At 64.8% G+C, this 24,760-nt stretch carries 21 protein-coding genes; 11 read left to right on the top strand and 10 right to left on the bottom strand.

Going from position 1 to position 24,760, the window contains the following annotated elements; genetic code table 11:
- Position 1 precedes the first annotated feature (1 nt).
- Entirely contained in the window at positions 2-1,111 is a 1,110-nt protein-coding gene (locus AC239G_RS14290) for an LLM class flavin-dependent oxidoreductase (protein WP_487489121.1), read from the top strand.
- On the opposite strand, the gene AC239G_RS14285 is transcribed toward AC239G_RS14290, so the two are convergent.
- Positions 993-2,132 carry a phosphatase PAP2 family protein gene (locus AC239G_RS14285; RefSeq protein WP_487489120.1) on the bottom strand — a complete coding sequence of 380 codons (1,140 nt, stop codon included), beginning with the start codon at positions 2,130-2,132 and terminating at the stop codon, positions 993-995. The genes AC239G_RS14290 and AC239G_RS14285 overlap by 119 nt on opposite strands.
- A gap of 141 nt (positions 2,133-2,273) precedes the next feature.
- On the opposite strand from AC239G_RS14285, the gene AC239G_RS14280 reads away from it, so the two are divergent.
- A complete protein-coding gene (locus AC239G_RS14280) occupies positions 2,274-3,359 on the top strand; it encodes an AI-2E family transporter (protein ID WP_458310767.1) in 1,086 nt (361 codons plus the stop codon).
- A gap of 26 nt (positions 3,360-3,385) precedes the next feature.
- Positions 3,386-4,270 (top strand): YihY/virulence factor BrkB family protein, encoded by an 885-nt coding sequence (locus AC239G_RS14275; protein WP_487489119.1) that lies wholly within the window; start codon positions 3,386-3,388, stop codon positions 4,268-4,270.
- Here AC239G_RS14275 and AC239G_RS14270 read toward each other — a convergent pair.
- Entirely contained in the window at positions 4,231-5,301 is a 1,071-nt protein-coding gene (locus AC239G_RS14270; RefSeq protein WP_487489118.1) for an alpha/beta hydrolase fold domain-containing protein, read from the bottom strand. The genes AC239G_RS14275 and AC239G_RS14270 overlap by 40 nt on opposite strands.
- A 170-nt stretch (positions 5,302-5,471) precedes the next feature.
- Here AC239G_RS14270 and AC239G_RS14265 point away from each other — a divergent pair, with 170 nt between their 5' ends.
- Positions 5,472-6,161 (top strand): peptidyl-tRNA hydrolase, encoded by a 690-nt coding sequence (locus AC239G_RS14265; RefSeq protein ID WP_487489117.1) that lies wholly within the window; start codon positions 5,472-5,474, stop codon positions 6,159-6,161.
- A gap of 213 nt (positions 6,162-6,374) precedes the next feature.
- Positions 6,375-8,177, top strand: coding sequence for a thiamine pyrophosphate-requiring protein (locus tag AC239G_RS14260; RefSeq protein WP_482400620.1), 1,803 nt, complete (start codon positions 6,375-6,377; stop codon positions 8,175-8,177).
- Positions 8,178-8,194: 17 nt separating this feature from the next.
- Here AC239G_RS14260 and AC239G_RS14255 read toward each other — a convergent pair whose 3' ends face one another.
- On the bottom strand, positions 8,195-8,383 hold the full coding sequence (locus AC239G_RS14255) for a hypothetical protein (RefSeq protein WP_139468354.1): 189 nt from the start codon (positions 8,381-8,383) through the stop codon (positions 8,195-8,197).
- A 165-nt stretch (positions 8,384-8,548) separates the two neighbouring features.
- Here AC239G_RS14255 and AC239G_RS14250 point away from each other — a divergent pair, with 165 nt between their 5' ends.
- Positions 8,549-10,078, top strand: coding sequence for a deoxyguanosinetriphosphate triphosphohydrolase family protein (locus AC239G_RS14250; protein ID WP_487489116.1), 1,530 nt, complete (start codon positions 8,549-8,551; stop codon positions 10,076-10,078).
- A gap of 166 nt (positions 10,079-10,244) precedes the next feature.
- On the opposite strand, the gene AC239G_RS14245 is transcribed toward AC239G_RS14250, so the two are convergent.
- Positions 10,245-13,892: a choice-of-anchor G family protein gene (locus AC239G_RS14245; protein ID WP_487489115.1), complete on the bottom strand. Its 3,648-nt coding sequence runs from the start codon at positions 13,890-13,892 to the stop codon at positions 10,245-10,247.
- A gap of 478 nt (positions 13,893-14,370) precedes the next feature.
- Here AC239G_RS14245 and lhgO point away from each other — a divergent pair, with 478 nt between their 5' ends.
- Complete coding sequence (gene lhgO / locus AC239G_RS14240; protein WP_487489114.1) at positions 14,371-15,585, top strand: L-2-hydroxyglutarate oxidase; 1,215 nt, start codon at positions 14,371-14,373, stop codon at positions 15,583-15,585.
- A 96-nt stretch (positions 15,586-15,681) separates the two neighbouring features.
- On the opposite strand, the gene AC239G_RS14235 is transcribed toward lhgO, so the two are convergent.
- From AC239G_RS14235 to AC239G_RS14225, 3 genes are all read right to left on the bottom strand, one after another.
- Positions 15,682-16,206 carry a Dps family protein gene (locus tag AC239G_RS14235; protein WP_487489113.1) on the bottom strand — a complete coding sequence of 175 codons (525 nt, stop codon included), beginning with the start codon at positions 16,204-16,206 and terminating at the stop codon, positions 15,682-15,684.
- An 86-nt stretch (positions 16,207-16,292) separates the two neighbouring features.
- A complete protein-coding gene (locus AC239G_RS14230; protein ID WP_487489112.1) occupies positions 16,293-17,012 on the bottom strand; it encodes a hypothetical protein in 720 nt (239 codons plus the stop codon).
- A gap of 17 nt (positions 17,013-17,029) precedes the next feature.
- On the bottom strand, positions 17,030-17,347 hold the full coding sequence (locus AC239G_RS14225) for a hypothetical protein (protein WP_487489111.1): 318 nt from the start codon (positions 17,345-17,347) through the stop codon (positions 17,030-17,032).
- A 152-nt stretch (positions 17,348-17,499) separates the two neighbouring features.
- Between AC239G_RS14225 and galE the strand changes: the two genes are divergently transcribed.
- Both galE and AC239G_RS14215 read left to right on the top strand, forming a co-directional pair.
- Entirely contained in the window at positions 17,500-18,492 is a 993-nt protein-coding gene (galE, locus tag AC239G_RS14220; protein WP_487489110.1) for a UDP-glucose 4-epimerase GalE, read from the top strand.
- A 41-nt stretch (positions 18,493-18,533) separates the two neighbouring features.
- Positions 18,534-19,682 (top strand): FAD-dependent oxidoreductase, encoded by a 1,149-nt coding sequence (locus AC239G_RS14215; RefSeq protein ID WP_487489109.1) that lies wholly within the window; start codon positions 18,534-18,536, stop codon positions 19,680-19,682.
- A 43-nt stretch (positions 19,683-19,725) separates the two neighbouring features.
- Here AC239G_RS14215 and AC239G_RS14210 read toward each other — a convergent pair whose 3' ends face one another.
- Positions 19,726-20,475, bottom strand: a complete 750-nt coding sequence (locus AC239G_RS14210; protein ID WP_487489108.1) for a class I SAM-dependent methyltransferase — start codon at positions 20,473-20,475, stop codon at positions 19,726-19,728.
- A gap of 182 nt (positions 20,476-20,657) precedes the next feature.
- Positions 20,658-21,485, bottom strand: coding sequence for an alpha/beta hydrolase (locus tag AC239G_RS14205; protein ID WP_487489107.1), 828 nt, complete (start codon positions 21,483-21,485; stop codon positions 20,658-20,660).
- A 54-nt stretch (positions 21,486-21,539) separates the two neighbouring features.
- Between AC239G_RS14205 and AC239G_RS14200 the strand changes: the two genes are divergently transcribed.
- Entirely contained in the window at positions 21,540-21,902 is a 363-nt protein-coding gene (locus tag AC239G_RS14200; RefSeq protein WP_487489106.1) for a MerR family transcriptional regulator, read from the top strand.
- A 115-nt stretch (positions 21,903-22,017) separates the two neighbouring features.
- Positions 22,018-23,799 (top strand): formate--tetrahydrofolate ligase, encoded by a 1,782-nt coding sequence (locus AC239G_RS14195; RefSeq protein WP_487489105.1) that lies wholly within the window; start codon positions 22,018-22,020, stop codon positions 23,797-23,799.
- Positions 23,800-23,874: 75 nt separating this feature from the next.
- Here the strand turns inward: AC239G_RS14195 and AC239G_RS14190 are convergent, their stop codons facing one another.
- Positions 23,875-24,651, bottom strand: a complete 777-nt coding sequence (locus tag AC239G_RS14190) for an NAD(P)-binding domain-containing protein (protein ID WP_487489104.1) — start codon at positions 24,649-24,651, stop codon at positions 23,875-23,877.
- Positions 24,652-24,760 lie beyond the last annotated feature (109 nt).

Here is a 24,760-nt window from a genome sequence, read left to right as displayed (position 1 = left end):
CATGACTGAACCGAAATACCTCTGGTACATCCCCAACCAAACTGAGCCCGGACACCGCGGCGACGAAGTGCGAGCCGATCACAACTCGTTGGACACACTGACCGAGCATGCCCGGGCGGTCGAGGCCAATGGATGGGAAGGGGCGCTGTTGGGCACCGGATGGACGCGGCCGGACACCTTCACCGTCGGCACCGCGTTGGCCGCACGCACCGATTCCTTCCAACCGCTCATCGCGGCCAGGCCCGGGTATTGGCACCCGGCGAACTTCGCGGCGGCCGCAGCCACTCTCGATCACCTCAGTCGGGGGCGTGTACTGATCAACATCGTCTCGGGCGCCGATTCGGCGTCGGCCTATGGGGACACTGTGACCGATCGGAGCGACCGGTATGCGCGCACTCTGGAGTTCATCCACCTGGTCAGACGACTGTGGTCGGAGGAATCGGTGACCTATGATGGGCGGTTCTACACCCTCAACGACGCCGCTCTCGGTGCACGACCGTTCACTGTGGGTGAGCGGTCGCAGCCGACGCTCTACTTCGGCGGGGCCTCGGTCGAAGCGGAGAAGGTCGCTGCCGCCGAGGCGGACGTGCAACTGTTCTGGGGCGAGACCTATGCTGCCGTGGCCGAGCGGATTGCGCGACTCCAGGCGCTGTCCGAGGAAGTCGGGCGAGTGCATGCGCCGTTGGAATTCGGGTTGCGGGTGACCGTCGTCGTCCGGGAGACGAGCGAAGAGGCGTGGAGTGTGGCCAGGAATCGCGTGGCCGGTATGCATCATGAGAGCCAGGCGAAGGTCTGGCGGGAGAACCACCGGCAGTCGGTGGGTCAGGACCGCCTCGTTGCTCTCGCCGATGAGGGCGACGTCCTCGACGATGTCCTCTACACCGCTCCAGGCCGCCTCGGTGGGCAGGGCGCCGGCACCACCTGGTTGGTGGGTTCGTTCCAGGAAGTCGCGGATGCGCTGAACCGCTACCGGTCACTCGGGGTCAGTCACTTCATCCTGTCGGACGCACCGTATCTGGCAGAGGTTGAGCGGGTCGGGCAGAATCTCCTGCCATTGCTTCAGCGGGAGGATTCGGCTGCTGTCGAGCCTGCTGGGGCGGTACTCGGATAGTGTCTCTCAGTGCTGTTCGGGAAGGGGTTCGAACTCGGCGATGTCCGGTCACCCGAGCGGCGAGCATCACCGAAGCCCAGCCGATGCCGATGCCCGCGATGTCGTCGAGGATGTAATGCCATCCGAAGTAGAGCGTGGCCACGACCGTCACCCCGAAGAAGATCCAGGTGAACACCTGGACGGCGCGATGCTGTTTCGTCAGCGTCATGAATAGAGCGGCGGCGAAGGTGACGGAGACGTGCAGCGATGCGAACGCGGCGACACCCTGGATGGAGTCACTGCCGATCGGGTTGCTCAGGTAGTCGAGGCGAGTGTCGATGAGGGATTGCTGGAGCTCACTGACTCCGGTGTCGGGCAGCGCCCGGAAGACCTCTGGGTGGCTGAATACCGGGCCGACCGATGGCAGGAGATAGTAGCTGACGGTGCCGAGCACCCAATTGAGACTCAACATCGTTGTATACCAAGCGCCGACGGCGAGTCTGCGATTGAGCACGAGGACCGCGCCGAGGCTGATCGGAATGAGCGGCAGGTAAGCGAGGTAGGCGATCGACAGCAGGTTCGCCGCGATGTCGGTGCCGAGGAGTTCGTGCAGGAGCACGGCGGGAGTGTTTCCGCCCATGAGCCAATGGTCGAGGCGGAACAGCTGCTGATCGAAGAGGGTGCCCTCGCGGAACACCGGCAACACGCTCTTGAGATTGCGGTAGGCGACGTAGCAGACGTAGAAACTCAGCAGCCCGGCACCGATGCACAGCAGACGGTGTGTGTTCCACTCCTTCTTCGCGACGTCTACGACAGACGTCGGCAGATTTCGCCACCCGCTTCGCCTCACCGTTTCCACGATCAGCCCGCCGCCGATGAATCCGAGAACCAGCAGAGGCAGACGGATGTATGAGGGACCGAGGAAGCCGTCGGGGTCCCGCAGCGGGAGGTCGAGGAAGAGGGAGGAGAACACGGCGGCCGCTCCGACGAGGAGGGCGAGCGCCATGGCAAAGGTGTAGGGCCAACGTCGCAATCTGGTCATCGGAATACCGTAGTAATTCACTTTTAGTACATCTTCGGATTTTCCTCGGAGGCGGCTGACCGGAACCTTGTCTCGCCCGCGCCGGCGGGGCAGAACAGAATGGTCCACCCACTGTGCGGCTCGCGGCATTAGTGTTGGTTCATGACAGAAGGTCCATTGAACGCGCCCCCGAATCGCGATGACCCGATACCCGAGGGACTCAGACTCGGTGCCCGCTTCACCGGATACCTGCTGGTGATCATCGCGGGAATCACAGTCGCGATCTTCGTGGCACTGCAGGTCGCACAGATCGTCGTTCCATTCCTGGCCGGGCTCGTCCTCTCTGCCCTCCTGGTGCCCATGTCGACGTTCCTGCAGCGGCATCGGTGGCCGAAGTGGTTGGCGGTGGTCACCGTCTGGGTCGTCGTCCTCGGCCTGTTGGCCGGACTCGTCCTCCTCATCACCTTTCAGATCAGAAGTGAGATACCTGAGATCCAGAAGCAGGTGGCGACGACCCTGGACGCGGCGAAGCAGCTCTTGGCCACGCAGCCGTTCGGAATCACCGAAGCCAAACTCAACGACCTCGTCGATTCCTCGGGGAAGTGGCTGCAGGACAACGCCGCCGGTCTCGGCTCCGGTGCCGCCGAGGTGGGCACGACGGCGGCGCATGTCATCGAAGGCGTCATCATCATCCTGTTCGTCACCCTCTTCGCGCTCATCGACGGACGCGGCATCTGGACCTGGGTCGTCAACATCTGGCCGAAGAAGGCGCATGCGCGGATCTCCGCGGCCGGTGAGGCCGGTTGGAAGACGCTGACGAACTTCATTCGGATCCAGCTGGTCGTCGCGGCCAGCGATGCAATCGGAATCGGAGTGGGTGCACTGATCCTCGGCGTCCCCTTGGCGGTGCCGATCGCCATGGTGGTTTTCCTCGGTGCCTTCGTGCCGTTCGTCGGAGCGATCGTGGGCGGAGCGGTCGCAGTGGGCTTGGCACTGCTCTTCAACGGCTGGGTGCACGGCCTGATCATGCTCGGGATCGTCATCGTCGTCCAGCAGCTCGAAAGCCACGTCCTGCAGCCGTGGCTGACAGGACCCACAGTGAAGATCCACCCCTTGGCGGTGATCCTCGGTGTGACAGCGGGAGCAGCGGTGGCGGGCATCGCCGGGGCCTTCTTCTCCGTGCCGGTCATCGCGACTCTCAATGCGATGATCCACGCGGCCAAAGACTACAGAGTGGGACAGCGTTGAGACGGGCCGGGCCACGGTTGAACCGAGTGCGAATCGTCAAGGGCGCTCTTCGGCGTCTGCTCGACGACGAGTGCCTCGACAGAGCAGCCGGGCTGAGCTTCTACGCTCTGCTCTCTGCTGCCCCGGCGATCCTCGCCATGGTGTCGCTGCTCGGGGTGGTCGGGGAAGCCGAGTCGACCACGAAGGCGGTGCTCTCCCTGGTCCACGGAGTCTCGGCCGAGGCCGCCACGGCGATCCGCCCGTTCATCGTCGAACTCACCGAGTCGTCCTCGGCCGGAGCCACCCTCATCGGCAGCCTGCTGCTGGCGATCTGGTCGTCGTCGAAATACATCGGCGCATTCGGCCGTGCTCTGAACGCTGTCTACCGGGTCGAGGAGACTCGGCCGTACTGGAAGTTCAAGCCGCTCATGCTCCTGATGACCGTGGTCACGCTCATCGTCCTGGCCGCTCTGGGGCTGCTGCTCGTGCTGTCCGGGCCCATCGCCGAAACGCTCGGCGAGTTCATCGGAATGGGCGCCGTTGCCCTGCTGATCTGGAACGTGGTCAGATGGCCGGTCTTCGTCTTCTTCGTCATGCTGCTCATCGCCCTGCTCTACTACGTGACCCCGAACGTCAGGCAGCCGAAGTTCCGGTGGGTCAGCCTCGGTGCGTTCGTCGCGTTGCTCGTGCTGCTTGCCGTGTCGGCCTGCTTCGTTCTCTACATCAACAACTTCAGCAGCTACAACGTCACCTATGGGTCGATCGGGGGAGTGATCGTCGGGCTCGCCTGGGTGTGGATGGTCAACCTCTCGCTGCTCCTCGGCGCCGAGTTCGACGCTGAGATCGAACGCGAGCGGCAACGGCAGTCCGACGGTGCCGCAGACTGCAGGAATCAGTTCAGACGACGTGCGGCGAACTCGGCGGCATTGTGAAGCACGGTGTTCGTGTCGTCGAGCACCCGACCGAAATGGAGGAACGAATGGAGCACATGCGGATACTCCTCGAAGCGGACGTCGTTGCCTGCCCGCTGCAGGGTTCTGGCCAATGCCCGGCTGTCGTCGCGCAGCGGATCGAGCCCGGCGGCCGCGACGAACACCGGCGGCAGACCGGACAGATCGGCGGTGAGGTGCGCGACGAACGGTGAATGTTCGTCCTCCGGGGTCGGCAGGTAGTCGTCGAGGAGGTTGCTGAGGTCGTGGATGCCCATGCCGTCCCAGTCGCCGCCGTAGAGCCTGCGACTGGCCGAGTCGATGAGACCGTGGCTGCCGTAGATGGGCAGGAGGGCGCGCAGAGCCGAGAAGCTCGCGGGACTCGCCCCGATGGTCTCCGGTTCATCGCGCAGAAGCAGACCTGCGCCGAGGGTGAGAACCGCCCCAGCCGAATCTCCGGAGATGGCCAGACGTGTGCCGTCGATGCCGAAATCCTCACCGTGGCCGGCGAGGTGGTCGACGACCCCGGCACACTCGTGCAGCGCCTGCGGGAACTTCACCTCCGGCGACAGCGAATAGTCGACTCCGATCACGGCGAAGCCGCCGGCAGCGGCGAGCACGCGCATGATCCGGTCATGTGTATCGAGGTCGCCGAGGCTGAACCCACCGCCGTGGAGGAACAGGAGACCGGGCAGGACCGCCTCGGTGGTGGGGCGATGGATGCGGATCGGAACGTCGACGTCGGCGGTGCGGATGTGGAGATCATCGGTGCGGGCCATGGTCGGGCCGCCTTCGTTCCACAGCGCGCGTTCAGTCCGGTATTCGGCGCGTTTGGCGGCCAAGGATCGAGCGGCAGGGGAGAGGTCACCGGCGGCGGCGAAGTCCTCGCCGGCTCGTCGGCACGCGTCGGCCCGAGTGGCTTGGACGGCCATGACCTCGCGCATCTGTGGCGACATCGATGCCACGATGTAGGCAGGAATGGTGGCCAGCAGCGCTTCGGTGAGCGCGGGGTCGACGGTCACGCCGGGAATCATCAGCCTCATTCTTGGTCGGCGGCAATGATTCCCAGCTTAGCGAGGCCAGCGGCGGCGGCCACGGTAGGACTCACCTGCGAAGATCCGGAATATCCGCCGATCGTCGCTGTTATGACAAGGGGACTGTGACACCAGTCCTTCACCGCCGAAGACACTGCAGGAGCGAACCCTTGACCGAACACATGCGCAGGCACGAGACCGACCACGAAATCCCATGGTCACTGCCGATCGTCGTGCGTCGGTCCAAGACCGCCATCGCTCGCCACATCGATGTCCTCGAGGCCACTGCCCGCGCGGTTGTGACTTTCCTCGACGATCAGCGGTCGCGGCCGGGCGGGGACTGGAACGAGGCCGTCGAATACTGGCGTGACGGAGCGATCCGCAAGGTCGTGCGCCGCGGTGACGGGAAGAAGCTCGAGGACGCCCGGGCACTCGGATGCGTGAGCGTGACCTTCGGCGGCACCGACGATTTCGCTCCCGCCGAGGCGTTCGTCTTCGCACCCGGCCCCGTCGAACCCCTGCCACCGGAGCTGAAGAAGCTGCAGGTCGGCGGCACCGAATTCCCGGATGAGGGCGAATCCTCGATCCCCGCCGCCGAGGCGGTTGTGACGATCGAACTCTCTCCCGACCTGACGCTCACGACCGGGAAGGCCGCCGCGCAATGCGGTCATGCCGCGCAGCTGGCGTTCGAGCAGATGCCCGACGAGGTGCGCGACCGCTGGCGTGAGTCGGGGTTCAGTCTGCGCGTGCAGACTGCGACGAAGGACGCGTGGGCGGCGAACGAGCAGCAGGTCAGCGTCGTCGACGCGGGCTTCACGGAAGTCGATGGGCCGACGGAAACGGTGCGGGCCTCGTGGTGAGGCCGCTGTTCGCGAGGACAAGACACCCCCTTCTGTGCTGATCCCATCCGCCGGGCGACATGCCGCGGCGATGGTCGGTGAGGCCCGGGCGACGGGGCTTCGGAGTCTTGACAGCTGACGGTGCCAGGACAAGCCTGGAGGGCCAGGCTGGGCCGCGTCGCAGCACGTCGGCTTGGCACATTCGACACGCGAGTATTCGTGAGGAGAAGGCACATGGCGACCTCCGTCAGCGACTTCATCATCGATCGGCTCATCGCCTGGGATCTGCACCACTGGTACGGATACCCCGGCGACGGCATCGGCGGCTTCGACGGGGCTATGGGCCGAGCGCAGGACGAGGGCAAGGACTTCACCTATGTGCGCCCCACCCACGAGGAGGAGGCGGCGTTCATGGCCACCGCCCACGCGAAATTCACCGGTGAGGTGGGCGTGTGCGTCTCGACCTCGGGCCCCGGCGCCATCCACCTCATGAACGGCCTCTACGACGCCAAGGGTGACAACGCCCCAGTCGTGGCCATCGTCGGGCAGCAGGCGCGAGTGTCGTTGGGTTCCGAATTCCAACAGGAGATCAACCTCGAACGACTCTTCGCCGACGCCGCGGTGTTCGTGCAGACAGTGGCCGCGCCGATGCACGCGCAGCTCGTCGTCGACAAAGCCGTCCGCATGGCCAAGGCCTACCGCGGTCCGGCCGTCGTCGTCCTGCCCGCCGACGTACAGACGATGGACATGGAAGAGCCGGCGGTCGAGCATTTCGTCTCCCGTACCGGCATCGGCTACGCCGAGGACCGCCTGCGACCCGACGACGACGCGCTCGCCCGCGCGGCCGAAGTCCTCAACAGCGGTGAGAAGGTCGCCATGCTCGTCGGACAGGGCGCGATCGGAGCGACCGATGAGGTCATCGCCGTGGCGAAGCGCCTCGGTGCTGGTGTCATCACCACCCTGTTGGGCAAACAGGTGGTGCCCGGTGATGTCGACTTCCACACCCAGCAGCTGGGATTGCTGGGATCGCGGCCGAGCTACGACATGATGCAGAAATGCGACACCCTGCTCATGATCGGCACGAACTACCCCTATGGCGAGTTCATGCCGCCGACCGGGCAGGCACGTGCCGTGCAGATCGACCTGTCGCCGCGTCACCTGGGGATCCGCTATCCCACCGAGGTCAACCTGTGGGGCGACGCGAAGACCACGCTGGCTGCCCTGCAGTCGCATCTGAGCCAGCACGAGACCGGGTGGCAGGAGAAGATCGCCGATGAGAACCGGGCGTGGAAGAAGGAGAACACTCGGGTCGCCATGACCGAAGCCGACCCAATCAACCCCCGCCGTGTATTCGTCTCCCTCAACGAACATCTGCCCGAGAACGCGATCATCACCTGCGACGCCGGGAGCACAGCCGACTGGTACGGCTTCCACATCGAACTGGGACCGAAACAGATGGGCAACCTCTCGGGTCGGATGGCGTCAATGCTCGCCGCAATGCCCTATGCGCTGGCCGGCAAGTTCGCGCATCCCGATCGCCCGGTAGTGTGCACCATCGGCGACGGAGCCTTCCAGATGATGGGAATGAACGGTCTGCTCACCGTCAAACGCCACTGGCGGGAATGGTCGAACTTCACCTTCGTCGTCCTCGTCATCGACAACGGCGACCTCAACCAGGTGTCCTGGGAGATGCGGGAGGCCGGAGACCCGAGGTGGGACACGGCCCAGCTGGTCGAATCGATGGACTACGCCGGATATGCGGAGCTGCTCGGGCTCAAAGGCATCCGCGTCGACGATCCGGAGAAGATCGACGCGGCCCTCGACCAGGCATTCGCCGCCGACCGGCCGGTCGTCCTCGACGTCCGCTGCGACCGCAACACGCCGCCGCTGCCGGCCCACATCGCTTTCGCGCAGGCCAAAGGACTCGCGGAATCGCTGCTGGCCGGAGACCCCGAGCTCGGGCAGGTGGTCAAGCAGAGTTCACGGGCCACCGCCGCACGGCTGTTCGCACGCATGGGCCTGACCTCGGATGACTGATGGCGGCTGGTTCGCGATCAGGTCTCGGGCGCCTCGTCGAGGTCTTCGAGTTCTTCTTCGGACAGCGGCCGCGTCTTCGTGCCGTTGCCGAATTCGTCGAGGTAGATGACGTGTTTGACCATCTCGCCGGTCTCTTCGTCCTCGACTTCGATGATGTCACCAGGTTGGGTCGCTGGCTGGTAGAAATCCTCATTGACTCCGGTCATCGTGACCACCTCCTATAGGTATCTTCACCATACGATGCTGTGATCTGAGTCTCAAGGGATCCCCTTACTACCTGACGGGGGCCCAGCAACCTGGCGCCAGGTTGCTGAGCCCCCGTCAGGTAGCAATAGAGGATCTTCAGGGTGCGGAATCGGTAGTCTGAGTTCATGGAACGACAGAGATTTCACACCACCGGAGGTCGCGATCGCAATGTCGCCGAGGAGGCCCGCCCCGGAGAGGACGAGTTCCGCGTCGATATCGAACGGATCCGGTTCTCCCCGTTCTTCTCCCGCCTTGCCTCGGTCACCCAGGTCATACCGCAGGCCGGATCCGGCACGGTCATCCACAACCGGCTGACGCATTCGCTCAAGGTCTCCGCGGTGGCCCGGTCGATCGCGATCACGTTGAACAACGCCGACGATGGGACCCGGGAAACGGTGAGCCGCCTCGGCGGATGTGATCCTGTTGTCGTGCAGGCGGCCGCGGCCGCTCACGATCTGGGGCACCCGCCGTTCGGCCACCTCGGCGAGAAGGAACTCGACCGGGTGTCGCGGCAGGTTCTGCGTCTTGAGGACGGGTTCGAGGGGAATGCGCAGACGTTTCGGATTCTCACCGCCCTCGACAGCTGCGAGGCCACGGCGCGCGGTCTCAATCTCACGCGCGCGATTCGGGCTGCGGTGCTCAAGTATCCGTGGGAGCGCGGGGAATGGACAGGCGATCGGGCGTCGTCGGCGGCACGGATGCCACGTGGGGTCGGTGACGATGTCAGCGAGGGAGCGATGAAGTTCTCCGCCTATGCCACCGAGGTCGAGGAGATGGCGGACGTGCTCTCGGCGTTCCCGGCGATCGGGAAGTATCAGCAGACGCTCGAATGCGCGGTCATGGACGTCGCCGACGATATTGCGTACGCGGTGCACGACCTGGACGATTTCTACCGGTCGAACGTGCTGCAGTACACGGCCGTGTCCGCTGAGCTCGGGCGGTGGCTGCGCGATCATCGCGAGTTGGCGGCCTTGGACTCTGCAGAATTGGACCGGCGGCGGCCCGGGCATGCCCTCGAAGCGATCCGGCGACACATCGGGGACAAGGACCCGTGGATCGCGTCGGAGGAGGCGTTCCGAGAGTCGGTGGAGCGGGTCAACCGGGACCTTGTCGAGGGGCTGCTCGGCGTTCCCTACGACGGAGGACTGGAAGCGGATCGGGCGGTCACCGGATTCACCCGGAGGTGGATCGACCGGTTGCAGGCCTCCATCGTCGTCGACCCGGACCCGCATATCCGCAGCGGTCACGTGCGGCTGAGCCAGGAGGCTTGGCACGATGTCGTGGTGCTGAAATTCGTGCATTCGCGCTTCGTGCTCGAACGCTCTGACCTCGCCGTGTATCAGCGTGGGCAGACGCGGATCATCGCGTCCCTGGTCGAGGGATTCCATGAGTGGCTGCTCGATCCGGATGAGGCGACGCGGATTCCCCGGCGTCTGGTCGATTCCGTCGAGGCGGCCACGCAGGAGTACTCGGATCTGTACGCGCGCAACCCTGCTGCGTTGGGGGAGGAGGGCGCGGCCGGCATCGTGCGGCGTGGTCGGGCGCGGGCGGTCGTGGACTATATCGCCTCGTTCACCGATGCGCAGGCGATGTCGGTCAACGCTCTGATCACCGGTGCCTCGGAAGAGCCGTGGGAGGCCGGGCGCGGGTTGTAGGTCTCGTGCGTCGGGGTCGGGGCTCCCCGCGATCCCTGACCTGCGGTCGAGGCCGTGGCCCGTTGTCGGCGGTCAGGAAGCGACGGGGATGCAAACGGCGGGGCCGGAGTTCTCACTCCGACCCCGCCGTTGGCGGTTTCAGCTCAGTGACTGAGCTGGGTCACCCTCAATGCTTGCCGGCGCGGTAGCGGCGGGTTGCCCACACCGCTGCGGCACCTCCGGCGAGGAGCAGCGCGGCGAATCCGACCATGGCCGGGAGGCCGTCGGCACCCGTCCGCGGCAGGTCGCCACCAGCATTGCCCGAGGCGTTCGTGCTCGAACCGGCCGAGGTGTTCGAACCGGATCCGGCGTTGGCTGCCGAACCTGCGTTGGCCGATGCGGCCTGGTCCGAATCAGCCGAAGCCTCATTTGCATCGTCTGCCGACGAAGCGTTGGCCTCGTCGCCGTCGGCCGAGGCGTTCGCCTCTGCGCCTTCAGCGGCTGCGTCAGCCTCAGCGCCGTCTGCCGCTGCAGAAGCAGAAGCCTCCGAGGAGGAGTCCGCCGTCGACGCTGCCGAAGCGGCGGCACCGGCGTTGGCGTTGGACGCAGCCGAAGCCTCCGCATTGCTGTCATCCGAGTTATCGGCGTTTGTGGCGGCGTTGGCTGCCTGCTGCGCCGATGCGTTCGGATCCGATGTCGCATCCGCTGAGGTCTCCGAGGAGGCCTCTTCGTTGGCGGCGGACTCTGCGGCTGCTTCGGCGTTCTCGTCAGCTGCTGCCGATGCCGTGTTGTTGGCATCGTTGTCAGCTGCTGCCTGAGCGGCTGCCTGCGCCGCCGGATCTGCGTCAGCATCAGCGGTGGCCGTGGCGGACGCCGAAGCCGAGGCCGCTGCGTTCACATTGGCGTTCGCGTCGGAATCATCCGAGGCGGTGGCCGCGGCTCCGTTATCAGCGCCATCGGCATCCGCAGCGGCTTCAGCCGAAGCTGCAGCCGAGGAATCGGCGTTCGCTGCCACCGAAGCGGCTACCGCTGCATTGGCATCGGCTTCCGCGGTGGTGTCTGCGCTCGCCGAGTCCTCATCGTTGCTGTCGGCCGTTGCCGTTGCTGCGGCCTGAGCTGCAGCGTTGGACTCGGTCGTCGCGTCGGCTGAGGTCTCCGAGGTCGCCTCTTCGTTGGCGGCCGATTCGGCAGCTGCCTCGGCGTTCTCGTCCGCCGCTGCAGATGCTGTGTTGTTGGCATCTTCATCGGCCGCGGCTTCGGCTGCTGCCTGAGCAGCAGGGTCCGTGTCAGCGTCAGCCTGAGCGGATGCAGCGGCCGAGGCCGAAGCATTCGCGTTCGCGGTGGTCTCATTGCTGGCATCCGCGACCGTGGAATCATCCGCATCTGCTGCAGCCGAGGCCGAAGCTTCTGAAGAAGAGTCCGCCGTCGCTGCGGTGCTGGCTGCTGCCGCCGCGTTGGCATCGGCCGCTGCTGAGGTATCAGCGTTGGTCGAATCCGAGTTGTCGGCGTTTGCGGCGGCGTTGGCTGCCTGCTGCGCCGATGCGTTCGGATCTGATGTCGCATCCGCCGAGGTCTCCGAGGAAGCTTCTTCGTTAGCGGCGGATTCCGCTGCTGCTTCGGCGTTCTCGTTCGCTGCTGCCGATGCTGCGCTGTTCGCATCGTTGTCGGCTGCAGCCTGAGCTGCAGCCTGAGCGGCGGGATCGCCGTCGACGTCAGCGTCGGCAGATGCCGAAGCCGAAGCCGCTGCATTCACGTTCGCATCTGCTTCATCAGCTGCATCCGCGTTGGGATCGGCATTTGCCGATGGATCGGCGTCGGCGTCTGCCGCTGCGTTCTCCGATGCGGTGGCTGACGAATCTGCCGTCGAGGCCGCCGACGCAGCTGCCGCCGGGTCGGCGTTCGCTGCGGCGGAGGATTCCGCATTCGTGTTATCGGTGTTGTCGGCGTTCGCTGCGGCCTCGGACGCGGCTGTCGACGACGCGTTCTCGTCTGTCGTCGCGTCGGTCGAAGCGGTGGTAGATGCGTCTTCCGTCGCCGCAGCCTCAGCCGCAGCTTGTGCATCCTCGTCGGCGGCGGCCGAAGCGGTTGACGTGGCGTCGTCGTTGGCCGCGGCCTGCGAAGCTGCCTGGGCAGCTTCGTTGCCGTCGTCATCGGCGGTTGCCGATGCGGCAGCCGAAGCCGCTGCATTTGCGTTCACATCATCGTCACCGGGCTCCTCCGGAGCGTCCGCGGTCGCACGGACCGAGGACGACGCAAGGTTGATGTCGATGGCGTCCGCGGCTGGGAGCAGTTCCAAGCTCACTGCACTGACCGTGAAGCCAGGCCCATTGTTGCCTTTGACCTGGCTTTCCTCTGCAGGATCCTTAGCGGTCGGCTGCTCGTTGATCGTGAGATCTACGACCTGATTGAGTGCCTCGAAGACTGGGTCGAGGGAGGTCAGGAGCGGGTTGACGATGCCGGTCACAGCATCGGCGACTTCATCAGCCGTCGAATCAAGGATCCCGCCGATGAGAGGCTCGGTGATACCGAGGACAGCGTTGATCACCGGTTGAGTGATGGCATTGAGCACACTGCCCACAGGAACGCCCGCAATTGAGAGATCGGTGGTGACTGTCGGGTCGGAGTCGTCCGTGCCGGCCAGTTGACCGAGCGTGGCGTCCACAGTGACCTTGCCGTTGACGGCGGGAATTCCGAGTGCAGAAATGTTCGCAGGGAGCTCGATGACGAGATGTACATCGTTGAGCGCATCAGACAGTGTCTCGTTGACCTTGCCGGAGAGCGCGCCGAGAGCGTCGGCCACCGCGTCGGTGATTTTAGAGATCGTGTCCGAGGTGAGCACCTGGGTGTTCGGGTCGAGACCGTTGAGGTCAGAGGCGTCTCCGCCCTTGACGATCTTCGCGAGGTCGATCTGGATGTCGCCATTGGCGAGATCGATCGAAACGATGCCAGCTTCATCTTCGAGTGCCTCGTTCACGACGTTCTCGACAACGCTGTTGAGCGCATCGCGAACCTGGACCGACACTTGGGTGTCGTCTCCTCCGATATTGACGGAGGCGATCCCGACGTTCAGATTCAGTCCGATACCGGCCAGTTCGTTGACTAGGCCCTCGTCGCCGATGACCTCTTCGAGAGTGCCACCGGCACCGTCGACGACTTCGTTGAGGTCGTCGGACAGGCCGCCGACCGCGGGGCTAGAGACTGTGAGGATTCCGTCGGCGACGGCGTATTCGGAGTCGTCGGCTTCGCCGTTGCTGTTGGCCGTCGACGCGATCGCACCGAGTTCGAGACTGAGCTCATCGACGATTTGATCGGTGACCCCGTCGAGGTTGAGCTGGCCGAGCACTGAAGTCAGATCGACCTTGGCGTTGCCGTACTCGCCATTGTTGATGTCATCGAGATTGAGGCCGCCGTCCGTCCCGACGGCGCCGGCACTGGCCGTGGCGTCGTTGTAGGCAGGAGCGTGCCCATAGGTGTTGAGTGCTCCGCCTTCGCCGAGTTCGAGGAGGCCGTCGCCGCCCTCGTTGCTGATGAGCGGGATGCCGATTCCGGGGAGTTCGACTCCGATGGCTTGGAGCACCTCAGCGTTGATCGGAGTGCTGTCCGCGTCCGTGCTGGACGGAGAACTGCTGTACGCCGAGAGAGCGTCGACAGCGTCTGCGGTCAAAATGTCGGCATCGATCAGTTGCCCGTAGGCTTCTGAGTTTTCGTTCGGATTCTGTTCATCGGCGGCACCGGGCGAGGTCGTCAGCAGGGTCAGTCCCACCGCTGTCGCCGCGGCGACAGACCCCACCGCGATCTTCCGACCGGCTCCGGGCCGGCCTCTCAGTATTCTCATGGTTCTCCACATCGTTCAGACCCTGATCAGGTCCAGGCGCCGCCTGGACGGAAACAGGCAGTTTTCTGACAGGACGCTCACAACGTTACGGAGTAATCAAAAAGTAATCAGCAGATCACAGGAAAAGTTACCTCGTCGTTATAGTTACGCCAAGGTAGGTTTGGATGGCTGCTGCGGATGTCTGCGGCGGCAAGTCTCGTTTCTGCCCGATTCTATGAATCTGCAGGTGAAAGGCTTGTTCGGATGAGCGCAGTCTGACGAACTGAAAATTGCCACAGTCATAGTTGAGTCACTGCGTACGCCCGTTTATGTCATGGATTGAGACACGAGCGTGCTGCTGCGAAATCCGTCTGTGACCGTATGGTGACAGACAAGGTCCCGACTCCCGCGGTGTGGACGGAACGCGCAAGACGCCCCGCCGTCGCCTAAAGTCGGCTCAACCGGCAGAAGTGACGACATTCGACGAAGGAGTTGAGGCATGGCGAAGAAGACACGATGGGCAGTCATTGGGGCCGGCATCATCGGCGTCGCAGTGGCACGCGAGGTCCTCATTCGCCACGACTCTGCCGATGTCACTCTCTTCGAGAAAGAAGACCACCCTGCCGCCCACCAGACCGGTCACAACTCCGGAGTCGTCCACGCTGGCCTCTACTACGAACCCGGCAGCCTCAAAGCCACCCTCTGCCGCAGAGGCGTCTCCCTCCTGACCGACTTCGCTGCGGAACACAACGTCGCCTTCGACGAATGTGGCAAGGTCGTCGTCGCCACCGACGAAGCAGAAGTCGAACGTCTTCACGCCATCCATGACCGTGCTTTGGCTAACGGGGTCCCCGACATCGCCCTAGTCGACCGCGACGGCCTGCGTGACATCGAACCGAACGCCGAAGGCCTCGCAGCCCTCCACTCACCCCACACCGCGATCATCGACTACCCCGGCCTCACCGACGCCCTCGTCACCGACTTCCGCGCCCACGGCGGCCGCGTTCGCCTCTCCACCCCGGTCAAAAGCATCGATCACCGAGGCGGCCCCACCTCCCGCGGCTCCGCCATCGTCCACACTCCGGTCGACGCCCAGGAATTCGACCACGTCATCGTCTGCGCCGGCCTCCAGTCCGACCGCCTCGCCGCCCGCTCCGGACAGAAACGTACCCCCACCGTGGTGCCCTTCTCCGGGCAGTACTTCATCCTCGACGAGGCGCACAGCAATACGGTCAACGGACTCATCTATCCCGTCCCGGACCCGAAGTATCCCTTCCTCGGCGTCCACGTCACCCGCCGCATCGACGGCGGACTGATGATCGGGCCCAACGCTTTCCTCTCCTTCTCCCGCGAAGGCTACCGAGGTCTCGGCCTCAACATCCCCGATTCCCTGGCCGTGGCCGCCGACCCCGGATTCTGGCGCTTCGCCGCAGGCAATATGGCCACCGCTGCCCGTGAGCTGCCAGGGGTGCTCTCCATTGAGAGATTCGTCGCCGAGGCGGCCCGCTATGTCCCCTCCCTCGCGGGAGCCGGCGGCCACCGCGCCACCCGTGGAATCCGCGCGCAGGCCATGAATCGGGACGGAACACTCGTTGATGACTTCGTCATCGATCGGGCGGGAGCCACGATGTTCGTCAGGAATGCGCCGTCCCCAGGAGCCACCTCGGCACTGGCCATTGCCGAACACCTCGTCGGCATCATCGACGGGCGTTGATGCCGGTGCCGGGCGTCGACGACGAAAGGCTGCCTGCCCGACCGTGAGGACGGGGAGGCGGCCCGAAGACCAGAGTGGCTGCTCAGTCGCACCGACTCACTTGGGTGTGCGGGTCTCTGCGCTGATGAACCAGGCCTGCTGCTCGAGTTGGGCGATGTAGCTGTGGAAGATGTCGGCGGTCGTCGGGTCCGCCGGGTCGACCTCGTCATGGGTGCTGCGCATCGACGCCACGGTTGCCTCGATCGACGCGACCACGTGGTCGATGGCGTCGTGGGTGCTGATCTCTCCGTTCGGGAACTCCGGCAACCCTGTCTGTTCGGCGATCACCGCGGGGCGACCGTCCGGAGAGGCGTGGAGGGCACGCATGCGTTCAGCGATCTCATCGCTGCCTGCACGGGCGATGTCCGTGACTTCGTCGAGGTTGAGGTGGAGGTCGCGGAAGTTCGTGCCCACGATATTCCAATGCGCCTGTTTGGCAGTCAGGCTCAGAGCGATGAAGTCAACCAGAACCGTTTGGAGGTTCTTGGTCAGGGCGTCGGAGGCGACGAAGCCGCGTTCGGCGTTCTCGCGAGTGGTCTTCTCTGAGCCATGGGGGTCGGGAACTGTCACTGACTGTGTCATGATTCTTGCTCCTGTTCTCTCCGGTTTCGCGTTGACCCGGAGTCTGTGGCCACCATAACGCTGCCGCAGATGGCACGTAACCCCCGTCAGGGTGTGCCTGACTCATCGTCTTGGGCGATATAGACGCGGGAACGCAGCCGCTGGGCGTGCGTGAGATTCTTGAGGTCGATGTCGCTGTCGAAGCTTGAGCCGAGTGCGCCGGCGACGACGCCCATCGCTGCGCTCAACCACGCGATGTCGAGGTAGTTCGTCAGCCGGGCTTCCGGCCGGTGGATCGTCTGGGCCATGAACTCGGGGTCGATGACGATGAGCCCTCCGGCGAGGATGCCGATGACCAGCAAAGCGTAGAGGCCCGTCACGCAGATGATGAGTGTGAGTACGGTGGACAGGTTGTAGTAGAAGACGACCTGAGCAAGGCGTTCATTGACCGGGCGATCCCAGAGGCGATTGATCGTGATCAGCCAGCCGACCATGACTGCGATGGCGATGGCGCCGATCGAGATGAGGCGGGCGGTAGACAGATGGTGGGACATCTGCCAGATGGAGCTGTAGAAGATGCCGAATGCTCCTGTGGCAGCGGCTGCGGCCATGGCTCGTGAGAGCCTGCGGGCCATCCGCAGCGGCTCATTGGCCATGGTCATGCCCAGGACGAGGCGGGGACCGCCCGTGAATGTGTGCGAGTGGAGCGTGCGACGCCCCGATTCGGCTCTGCTCGACCACTGCCCCCAGCGCGGCAGACGATGCGCCTTGGCAGGCAGGTGCTCATCGGGCAGGAGCTGATTGAGGCAGCCCATATAGATCTTCAACAGACGGCGCTTCGTCGTCAGCGCTCCGAGGGTGGGTAGGAGATCACGGCGACATTGCGTTCGGGCAGCACCTCGGCGATCAGCGGTTTGCCGTGGGTGTGGCGCGGAATGTCCGTGAGCATGATGACGAGGTCGGCGTCAGGGTAGCGGTCGACGATCGCATCGAGCGTCGACAACTCCAGTCGGTGGTCGGCCTGGACCCGGAGCGCCTCCGTGCACACTTCGACAGTCACCTCCGACTCGAAATCCTGCCGGAGGAGTTCGGCAAACTCGTCCTTGAACGAGGCCACACGGCGGCTCGGAGGCCCGGGATCGCAGATAAGGAGGATGTGCATTTTCCCACTGTGGCAGGGCCGTCTGTTCCTGGCCAGGGGGACGGCGAATTCCGAAGCTTTCCTCACGGGGTTTTCAGACCGAATCTGAACTCGGACACCTGAACGCGTATTCTGATACCGACGTGTCGAAGAGACGAAGGAGGACGCGGTCAATGGCAGTTCTGGTGACCGGAGGGGCAGGCTACATCGGTTCGCACGTGGTGCGACTGCTCACCGAACGCGGCGACGATGTGCTCGTCGTCGATGACTTCTCCACCGGCATCGACGCTCGCGTCGAGGGCCTTCTTGTGGTCAACCTCGACCTCGCCGCCGCCGACGCCGAGGAACGCCTGGTGTCCGCGATCAGGGAACACGGCGTCGACTCGATCATCCACTTCGCCGCGAAGAAGCAGGTCGGTGAATCCGTCGAAGAGCCGGTCATGTACTACCGGCAGAACATCGGCGCGCTGACGAATATCCTCTCAGCCGTCGAAGCGACCGGCATCGAATCGCTCGTCTTCTCCTCCTCAGCGGCGACCTACGGCATGCCCGATGTCGACATGGTGCCCGAGGACCTCGAGTGCCGACCCATCAACCCCTACGGCCAGACGAAGCTCATCGGCGAGTGGATGATCGACAACCAGATCACCGCCTCGCAGATGCGGGGAACCACGTTCAATGCCGTGAAGCTGCGCTACTTCAACGTCGCCGGCGCCGGCTGGAACGAACTCGCAGACACCGCCGTCATGAACCTCATCCCGATCGTGCTCGGACGGCTGAAGGACGGCAAGGCGCCGATCATCTTCGGCGACGACTACGACACCCCCGACGGCACATGCATCCGCGACTACGTCCACGTCAAGGACCTCGCCGAGGCGCATATCGCCGCCCTCGACTACATGAAGGCCGGCGGCACCACGGAGACCGTGTTCAACGTCGGCACCGGTACCGGCGCCTCGGTGAAGGAAGTCATCGACACCATCGCCGAGGTGACCGGCCGTGACATCGTCCCCGACATGGGCGAGCGTCGCGCAGGTGATCCGCCTGCGTTGGTCGCCGATGTCACCCGGATCTCCGCCCTGCTCAGCTGGAAGGCCGAGTTCGGTCTCGAGGAGATCGTCCGCAGCGCCGTCGAGGCCGCGGGAATGCTGCCCGAGCAGAAGTAGGCGATCCGAGAGTAGAGCGATCCGAGTAGGGGAGCAGAGTTTTGGTCTCTCATATCGTCATCGGAGCAGGGTTGGCTGGTGCCGCGGCCGCGTATTCGCTGACCTCGCGTGGCGAGGACGTCACCGTGCTCGAACGGCATACCCCGGCCAACGATCGTGGCAGCTCCCACGGTTCGGCCCGCATCTTCCGCTACGCCTATCCGGATCGTCTCTACACCGAACTCGTTGTGCGTGCGCGTGAGCTGTGGGACGACCTCGAAACGAAATCGGGAACTGAGCTGATCACCCGCACGGGAGCGCTCGACTTCGGCGACGCCCGGCACACCGATCTGCTCGCCGAAATCTTCGATGATGTCGGCGTTGAGTACGAGGTCCTCGATCCCGAGAGTGCCGCAGAACGGTGGCCGCAGTTCGCCTTCGACACCGACGTGCTGTGGCACCCCGCCGCCGGCGTCATCGATGCCGAGACCACGGTGACCACCATGATCGACCGTGCGGTGGACACCGGACGTGCCCGGATCCTCACAGATTGGACGGTCACCGAGGTGGCCCGACGATCCGCGGGCGGCTTCAGTGTCATCTCGGCGCCGGGGGACATTGTCGAAGGTGACCGCGTCATCGTCGCGGCGGGCGGGTGGCTGCCCGACCTCCTCGGCGATCTTGGTCTTCCGCAAGCGTTCCTCGAGGCGCTGCCGACATTCGAAGTCCGGCAGGAACAGGCGTTTCACATGCCCTACCGTGATGCCGGTGCGGACGGTCGGCCGAGCACACCGTGGCCGACGTTCATCCACAAATCCGGGGAGATGTTCACCTACGGACTGCCCGGCGGGCGGGACGCCGGTTTCGCGGGGCAGAAGTTCGCGCAGTTCAACGGTGGCAAGGTCATCGATTCGGCTCTTGACCAGGACGGACAGATCACCGAGGAGATGCGGGCTCGGATGATCGACTATGCGAAGCGGAACCTGCCGGGACTCATTCCGGAACCGTATGCGGAGACGACGTGTCTGTTCACGAACACTCCGAACGAGGATTTCGTCATCGACGAAGTCGACGGTCTCGTCATCGTCTCGGCCTGTTCGGGGCACGGGGCGAAATTCGCGCCGCTGCTCGGCGAATTTGCCGCCGACCTCGCTACGGGTGCCGGCGATGTTCCGGATCGGTTCCGGGTGGGCGTCGCTTCGACGATGTGATCTGGCGGCGAGGTGTCTCAGCGTCCTGTCGCGATGAATTGCCTCAGCGCTTTGACGCGATGATGAGGTGCCGCGTCGAATGCGCGACGAAGGGCTCGCCGTTGCGCATCTGCCTGTCGAGCTCTTGCAGCTGCGGAAGATAGTCGGCAACCGAGAAATCGGGCACCCACCACGGACATTTGCGCAAGATCCACACGATCGCACCGACGTCGAAGAACTCCATGCGGCAGCGCGCGGTGCGCAGCGTTTCGACCGTGAGTCCGGCCGCCTCGGCGGATTCGGATTCGGTCTGCGGGTGCCGTGAGCGGCGATTTTCCGGCAGCGATCCGAGGAAGAACTCGATGAGCTCGAACGCCGAGGCCGGACCGACGTGCTGGGCGAGATAGGTGCCTCCGGGGACAAGCACCCGGGCGATCTCCGACCAGGCGGGGCTCACGGGATGGCGGGAAGTGACAAGGTCGAAGCTGCCGTTGGCGAAAGGCAGCCTGTGCGGGTCGGCTTCGACGACATCGACGCCACGCGGACCGAGCCGGTGACGGGCCACGGCGATGTTGGGGCGGTACGACTCGGTCACCGCCATGCGCGGCGGCAGCACCGGTGCCTCGTCGATGACCTCCCCGCCGCCGGTATCGATGTCGAGGGCCGCCGTTGCCGTCGACAACCGCCTGGCAAGAAGACTTGCGTAACCCCAGGGTGGTCGCTCTTCGGTGGTGCGCCCAGCGAGCCAGTCGAACCCCCAGCCAGTGACATCGGCGGATTGTGCCTCGGTGACGAGCTCGTCGAATGCGCGCATACCGCCATCTTCGCGCACACGACTCTCACACGTCGAGCCAAGCGGTCACATCGACGAACAGATCGTGCGGTGCCTCGAGCGGCACGAGGTGGCCCGAGTGCGGGAACCGGGCCACGTGCGGGTTTCCGGGAAGCGCCTCGGCGAGGCGATCGGCCTGGTCGACCGGAATCCACGGATCGTCCTCACCCCCACCCGATACGGACCGGGCAGCGCACCTCGCCGAGGCGGTCGACGACGGGCGCCGTGTGCTCGGGGCGCAGCGCGGCGATCTGCCGGTAGAACGCAACTTGACCGGCGTCGGTGCGCCAGGGTGCGCTGAGTGCGGCGATCCATTCCTCGCTGAGACTCGAACGGTCTTCGCCCGATGGCGATTCGTCGGCTGGCATGGCCGCCGCGCCGGCAATGTATTCGCAGACCAGGGCGCGATGGAGGCGAGGTGGGAGGGCGGCGAAGACCTTTTCGTTCTCGGCGACGAGGTGGAAGAACGGTGAGCCCCACGGGTCGAGAGTGACGATGTCGAGCAGATACAACGACGCGAAATCGCAGCCTTCGAGCAGGTGTGCGCCGAGAGCGACAGCGCCGCCGATGTCATGGGCGATGACGTGGGGATTCGAGACGTCCCAGCAGTCGATGAGCTCGGCCAGTCGATGACGTTGGGTGACGAGATCGACGGCGGGGGCCGCCTCGGCGAGGGGATTGTCCGTCGGCTGTGCCGACGTTTCGGAGGGATCGGGGATGGAATCGCCGGATGTGGCGGGAATCGAGTCGCCGTAGCCGGGCATGTCCCAGAGGCGGACGCGGTTCGTCTGGGCGAGCTCGCGGGCAAGCGGCAGCCACATCCGTGCTGACCACGGGGTTCCGTGGCAGATGATGACCTCGCAGAGGCGGTCCTGGACGTTGTCGTGGGAGGTCGGTTCGAGGGTCGTGGTGGCCACCTCGGCGCCGTCGCTCAAGGTGATGCGGTCGGTGGATATGCGGAGGGCGGGGCTGCGATCGGTCGGCGTCATCATGGATCGACGGTAGAACTTCAGGTCAACCTGAAGTCAAGGTGTCATCATGGAGTCATGAAGATCGGGAATGCGGCAGCGCAGCTGGGAACGGCCGCGCATGTGCTCAGGCACTGGGAGGACGAAGGCGTCGTCGTGCCGGACCGCACTGCGGCCGGGCACCGTGAGTATTCGGATGAGCATCTGAGCCGGTGTCGGATCGTGCTGTCGTGTCAGAGCGTGGGCTTGAGCCTTGCCGAGATCCGGGCGATCCTGCATCGTGGGGAGACCGGCCGTGCCTCGGTGATCGCTGCTCGGCTCTCGGCGATTCGGGCGCAGCGGACCGCGCTGGACTCAGCTGAGAGGTTTCTCCTCCATGTTCGCCATTGCCGGCACGACCTCATGACTCGGTGCCCGGAGTGCTCGGAGTATGCGGGGTGAGCGGTCGGCCGCCTCGGCGAGTTCGATGTTGCGGTGGGCGGAACTCAGTGCACATTGCGCGAATTCTCGGGTCGGTGAAGGTCACAAAATCTCGCAGAACGGGCATGATGGCCTTATGACCACAGATATGGATATTGCGCTCAGCGCCGAGCTCGATCCCATCGTCGATATCGCCGCTGGGCTGGGTCTCGACGCGAAGGACATCATTCCCCACGGATGGACGAAGGCGAAGGTGCCGATCGACGTCCTCGACCAGGCGGCCGAGACTGCCACGGACGGCAGGCTCATCCTCGTCACTGCCATGAGCCCGACCCCGGCAGGGGAAGGAAAGACCACGACGAGCATCGGTCTTGCTGATGGACTCAACGAACTCGCGCGGTCGAAACCCGAGATCGGCAAGGCCGTGCTGGCGCTGCGGGAGCCGAGCATGGGCCCGGTCTTCGGAATGAAGGGCGGGGCGGCCGGAGGCGGATACGCGCAAGTTGTGCCGATGGAGGACATCAACCTCCACTTCACCGGCGACTTCGCGGCCATCGCTGCGGCGAACAACCTTGCCGCGACGATGCTCGACAACCACATCCATTTCGGAAACGAGCTCGACGTCGACCCGCGGCGTATCCACCTCCGCCGTGTCGTCGACCTCAATGACCGAGCCCTGCGCGGAGTCGTCGTCGGACTCGGCGGGATCAACGGGGGAGTGCCCCGCGAGGATGCCTTCGACATCGTCGTCGCCAGCGAGGTCATGGCGGTGTTCTGCCTGTCCACCTCGCTTGCTGATCTCAAGGAACGGCTGGGACGGATCGTGCTCGCCCACAGTAGGGGGCGGGAGCCGATCACCGTTGCGGACATCGGGGCGGCGGGCGCGATGACCGCGCTGCTGCGCAACGCACTGGCGCCGAACCTCGTGCAGTCCCTGGAACATTCGCCGGCGTTCATCCACGGCGGACCGTTCGCGAACATCGCCCACGGCTGCAACAGTCTCTTGGCTACCAAGGCCGGGCTGGCGCTGGGGGACTGGGTGGTCACGGAGGCCGGTTTCGGTGCCGACCTCGGAGCCGAGAAGTTCCTCGACATCAAGTGCCGCACCGCCGGGATCTGGCCCTCTGCCGTGGTCGTCGTCGCGACTCTGCGGGCCCTGAAGTACCACGGGGGAGTCGACGTTGCCAATGTGAACTCGGCTGATGTTGGTGCGGTGCTGGAGGGCATGAGCAACCTCGAGCTGCACTGCCGGAACCTGCGCGAGATCTACGGACTGACGCCCGTCGTGTGCTTCAACCGGTTCCCCACGGACACCGACGAGGAGATGGCTGCGGCGATCAACCACCTGGACGGTCTTGGGGTTGCGGCCGTGGAGTCCACACACTGGGCCGACGGTGGCAAGGGTGCTCTTGCATTGGCCGAGGCGGTCGTTGAGGCTGCGGGCGGCATCGGCAATGCCGGGGCCGCTGTCGATGACGGCTCGGTCTTCGTCGCCGGCACCGCCTCGGGGGACGCCGAAGCTCCTGCTGCCGATCCGGCGTCGCGGGCACGGTACAGCTATGACCTCGACCGGCCGCTGGAGGACAAGATCCGCACGATCGCTCAGCGGATCTACCAGGCCAAAGATGTTGATCTTCCGGCCAAGGTGAAACGGAAACTGCGTCAGTTCACCGATGAGGGCTACGGCGATGCGCCCGTGTGCATTGCGAAGACGCAGTACTCGCTGTCGACGGATGCGAGCCTGCGTGGGGCACCGACCGACCACATCATCGAGGTCAAGGACGTGCGGCTATCGGCCGGCGCCGGGTTCATCGTCGTCATCGCCGGCGACATCATGACGATGCCCGGCCTGCCGCGAGAACCCTCGGCGCTGAAGATCGACGTCACCGAGGACGGCAACATCACCGGCCTCTTCTGATACGTAATTGCTACCTGACGGCGGCCCAGCAACCTCGCGCGAGGTTGCTGGGCCGCCGTCAGGTAGTTCTGGGGGTCAGTCGGACTTCGTGACGCGGTCGAACACGGCGTCGAGAGCTGACGCCAGGGAGCTGCGGTTGGCCTCGTTCATCCACTCGTTATTGAGCATTTCGTTAAGGCCGCCCGGGGTCTCGTGAGCTGCGACCAGGTTGTCGATGGGCTCGTCTGTCTGCGCAAGAGTGGTGCCGAGTCCGACGAACTGGCCGCGGATGAAGTGATCGGCATCCGCCTGGTCCCAGCCGCGGTCGACCAGCCACGCGGTGATCGTCTGGAGGAACGCGAAGTGCGCCGACATCGTCGCCGTCACCGCTGAGAGCGTGGAGAACATCGTCTCATCTGCTGCGGTCACTGATCCGCCGAGGTGACTCAACAGCCCTTCGACCGCGTCATTGGCCGGGTATACGGCGGTGACTCCCTTGCGCTCGCGGACGGCGGGCAGGGGGATGACGCGCACGATCGTCGGGGAATGCGGAAGCCGGTTTTCGAGCGTGGTCGTTGAGATTCCAGCGACGGCGCTGACCAGGGTCTTTTCGGCAGGAATGTCGAGATCGTTCAGGACTGCGTCGGTCTGCTGCGGCAGGACTGCGAGGACGATGAGGTCGCTGCGGTCGATGACGTCCTGATTGCTCTGGCAGGCCGTGGCGGACTCGATTGAGTCAGCGAGTTTCGCCGCGCGTTCTGCATTGCGTGGGGAGAGGAAGAATTGGAAGTCGGGTTTCGCCTCGCTGTCGGCAAGACCTTCGACCATCGCCGAGGCGATCTCTCCGACTCCGATGAAACCGATTCGTGTCATGTGCTCCTCCTTGAGAGACCAGTTGTTCGTCAGCGACGGGTGTGTCTGTTCGCATTGTTTCATCGACTCAACCGTCCGGGTACGGGGATCTCGAAGGGGATAGGAGGCG

It is taken from the genome of Brevibacterium sp. Lmc1 (genome assembly GCF_057654315.1).
The sequence above is the reverse complement of the archived record's forward strand: the minus strand, read 5'-3'. Positions and strand labels throughout refer to the sequence as shown.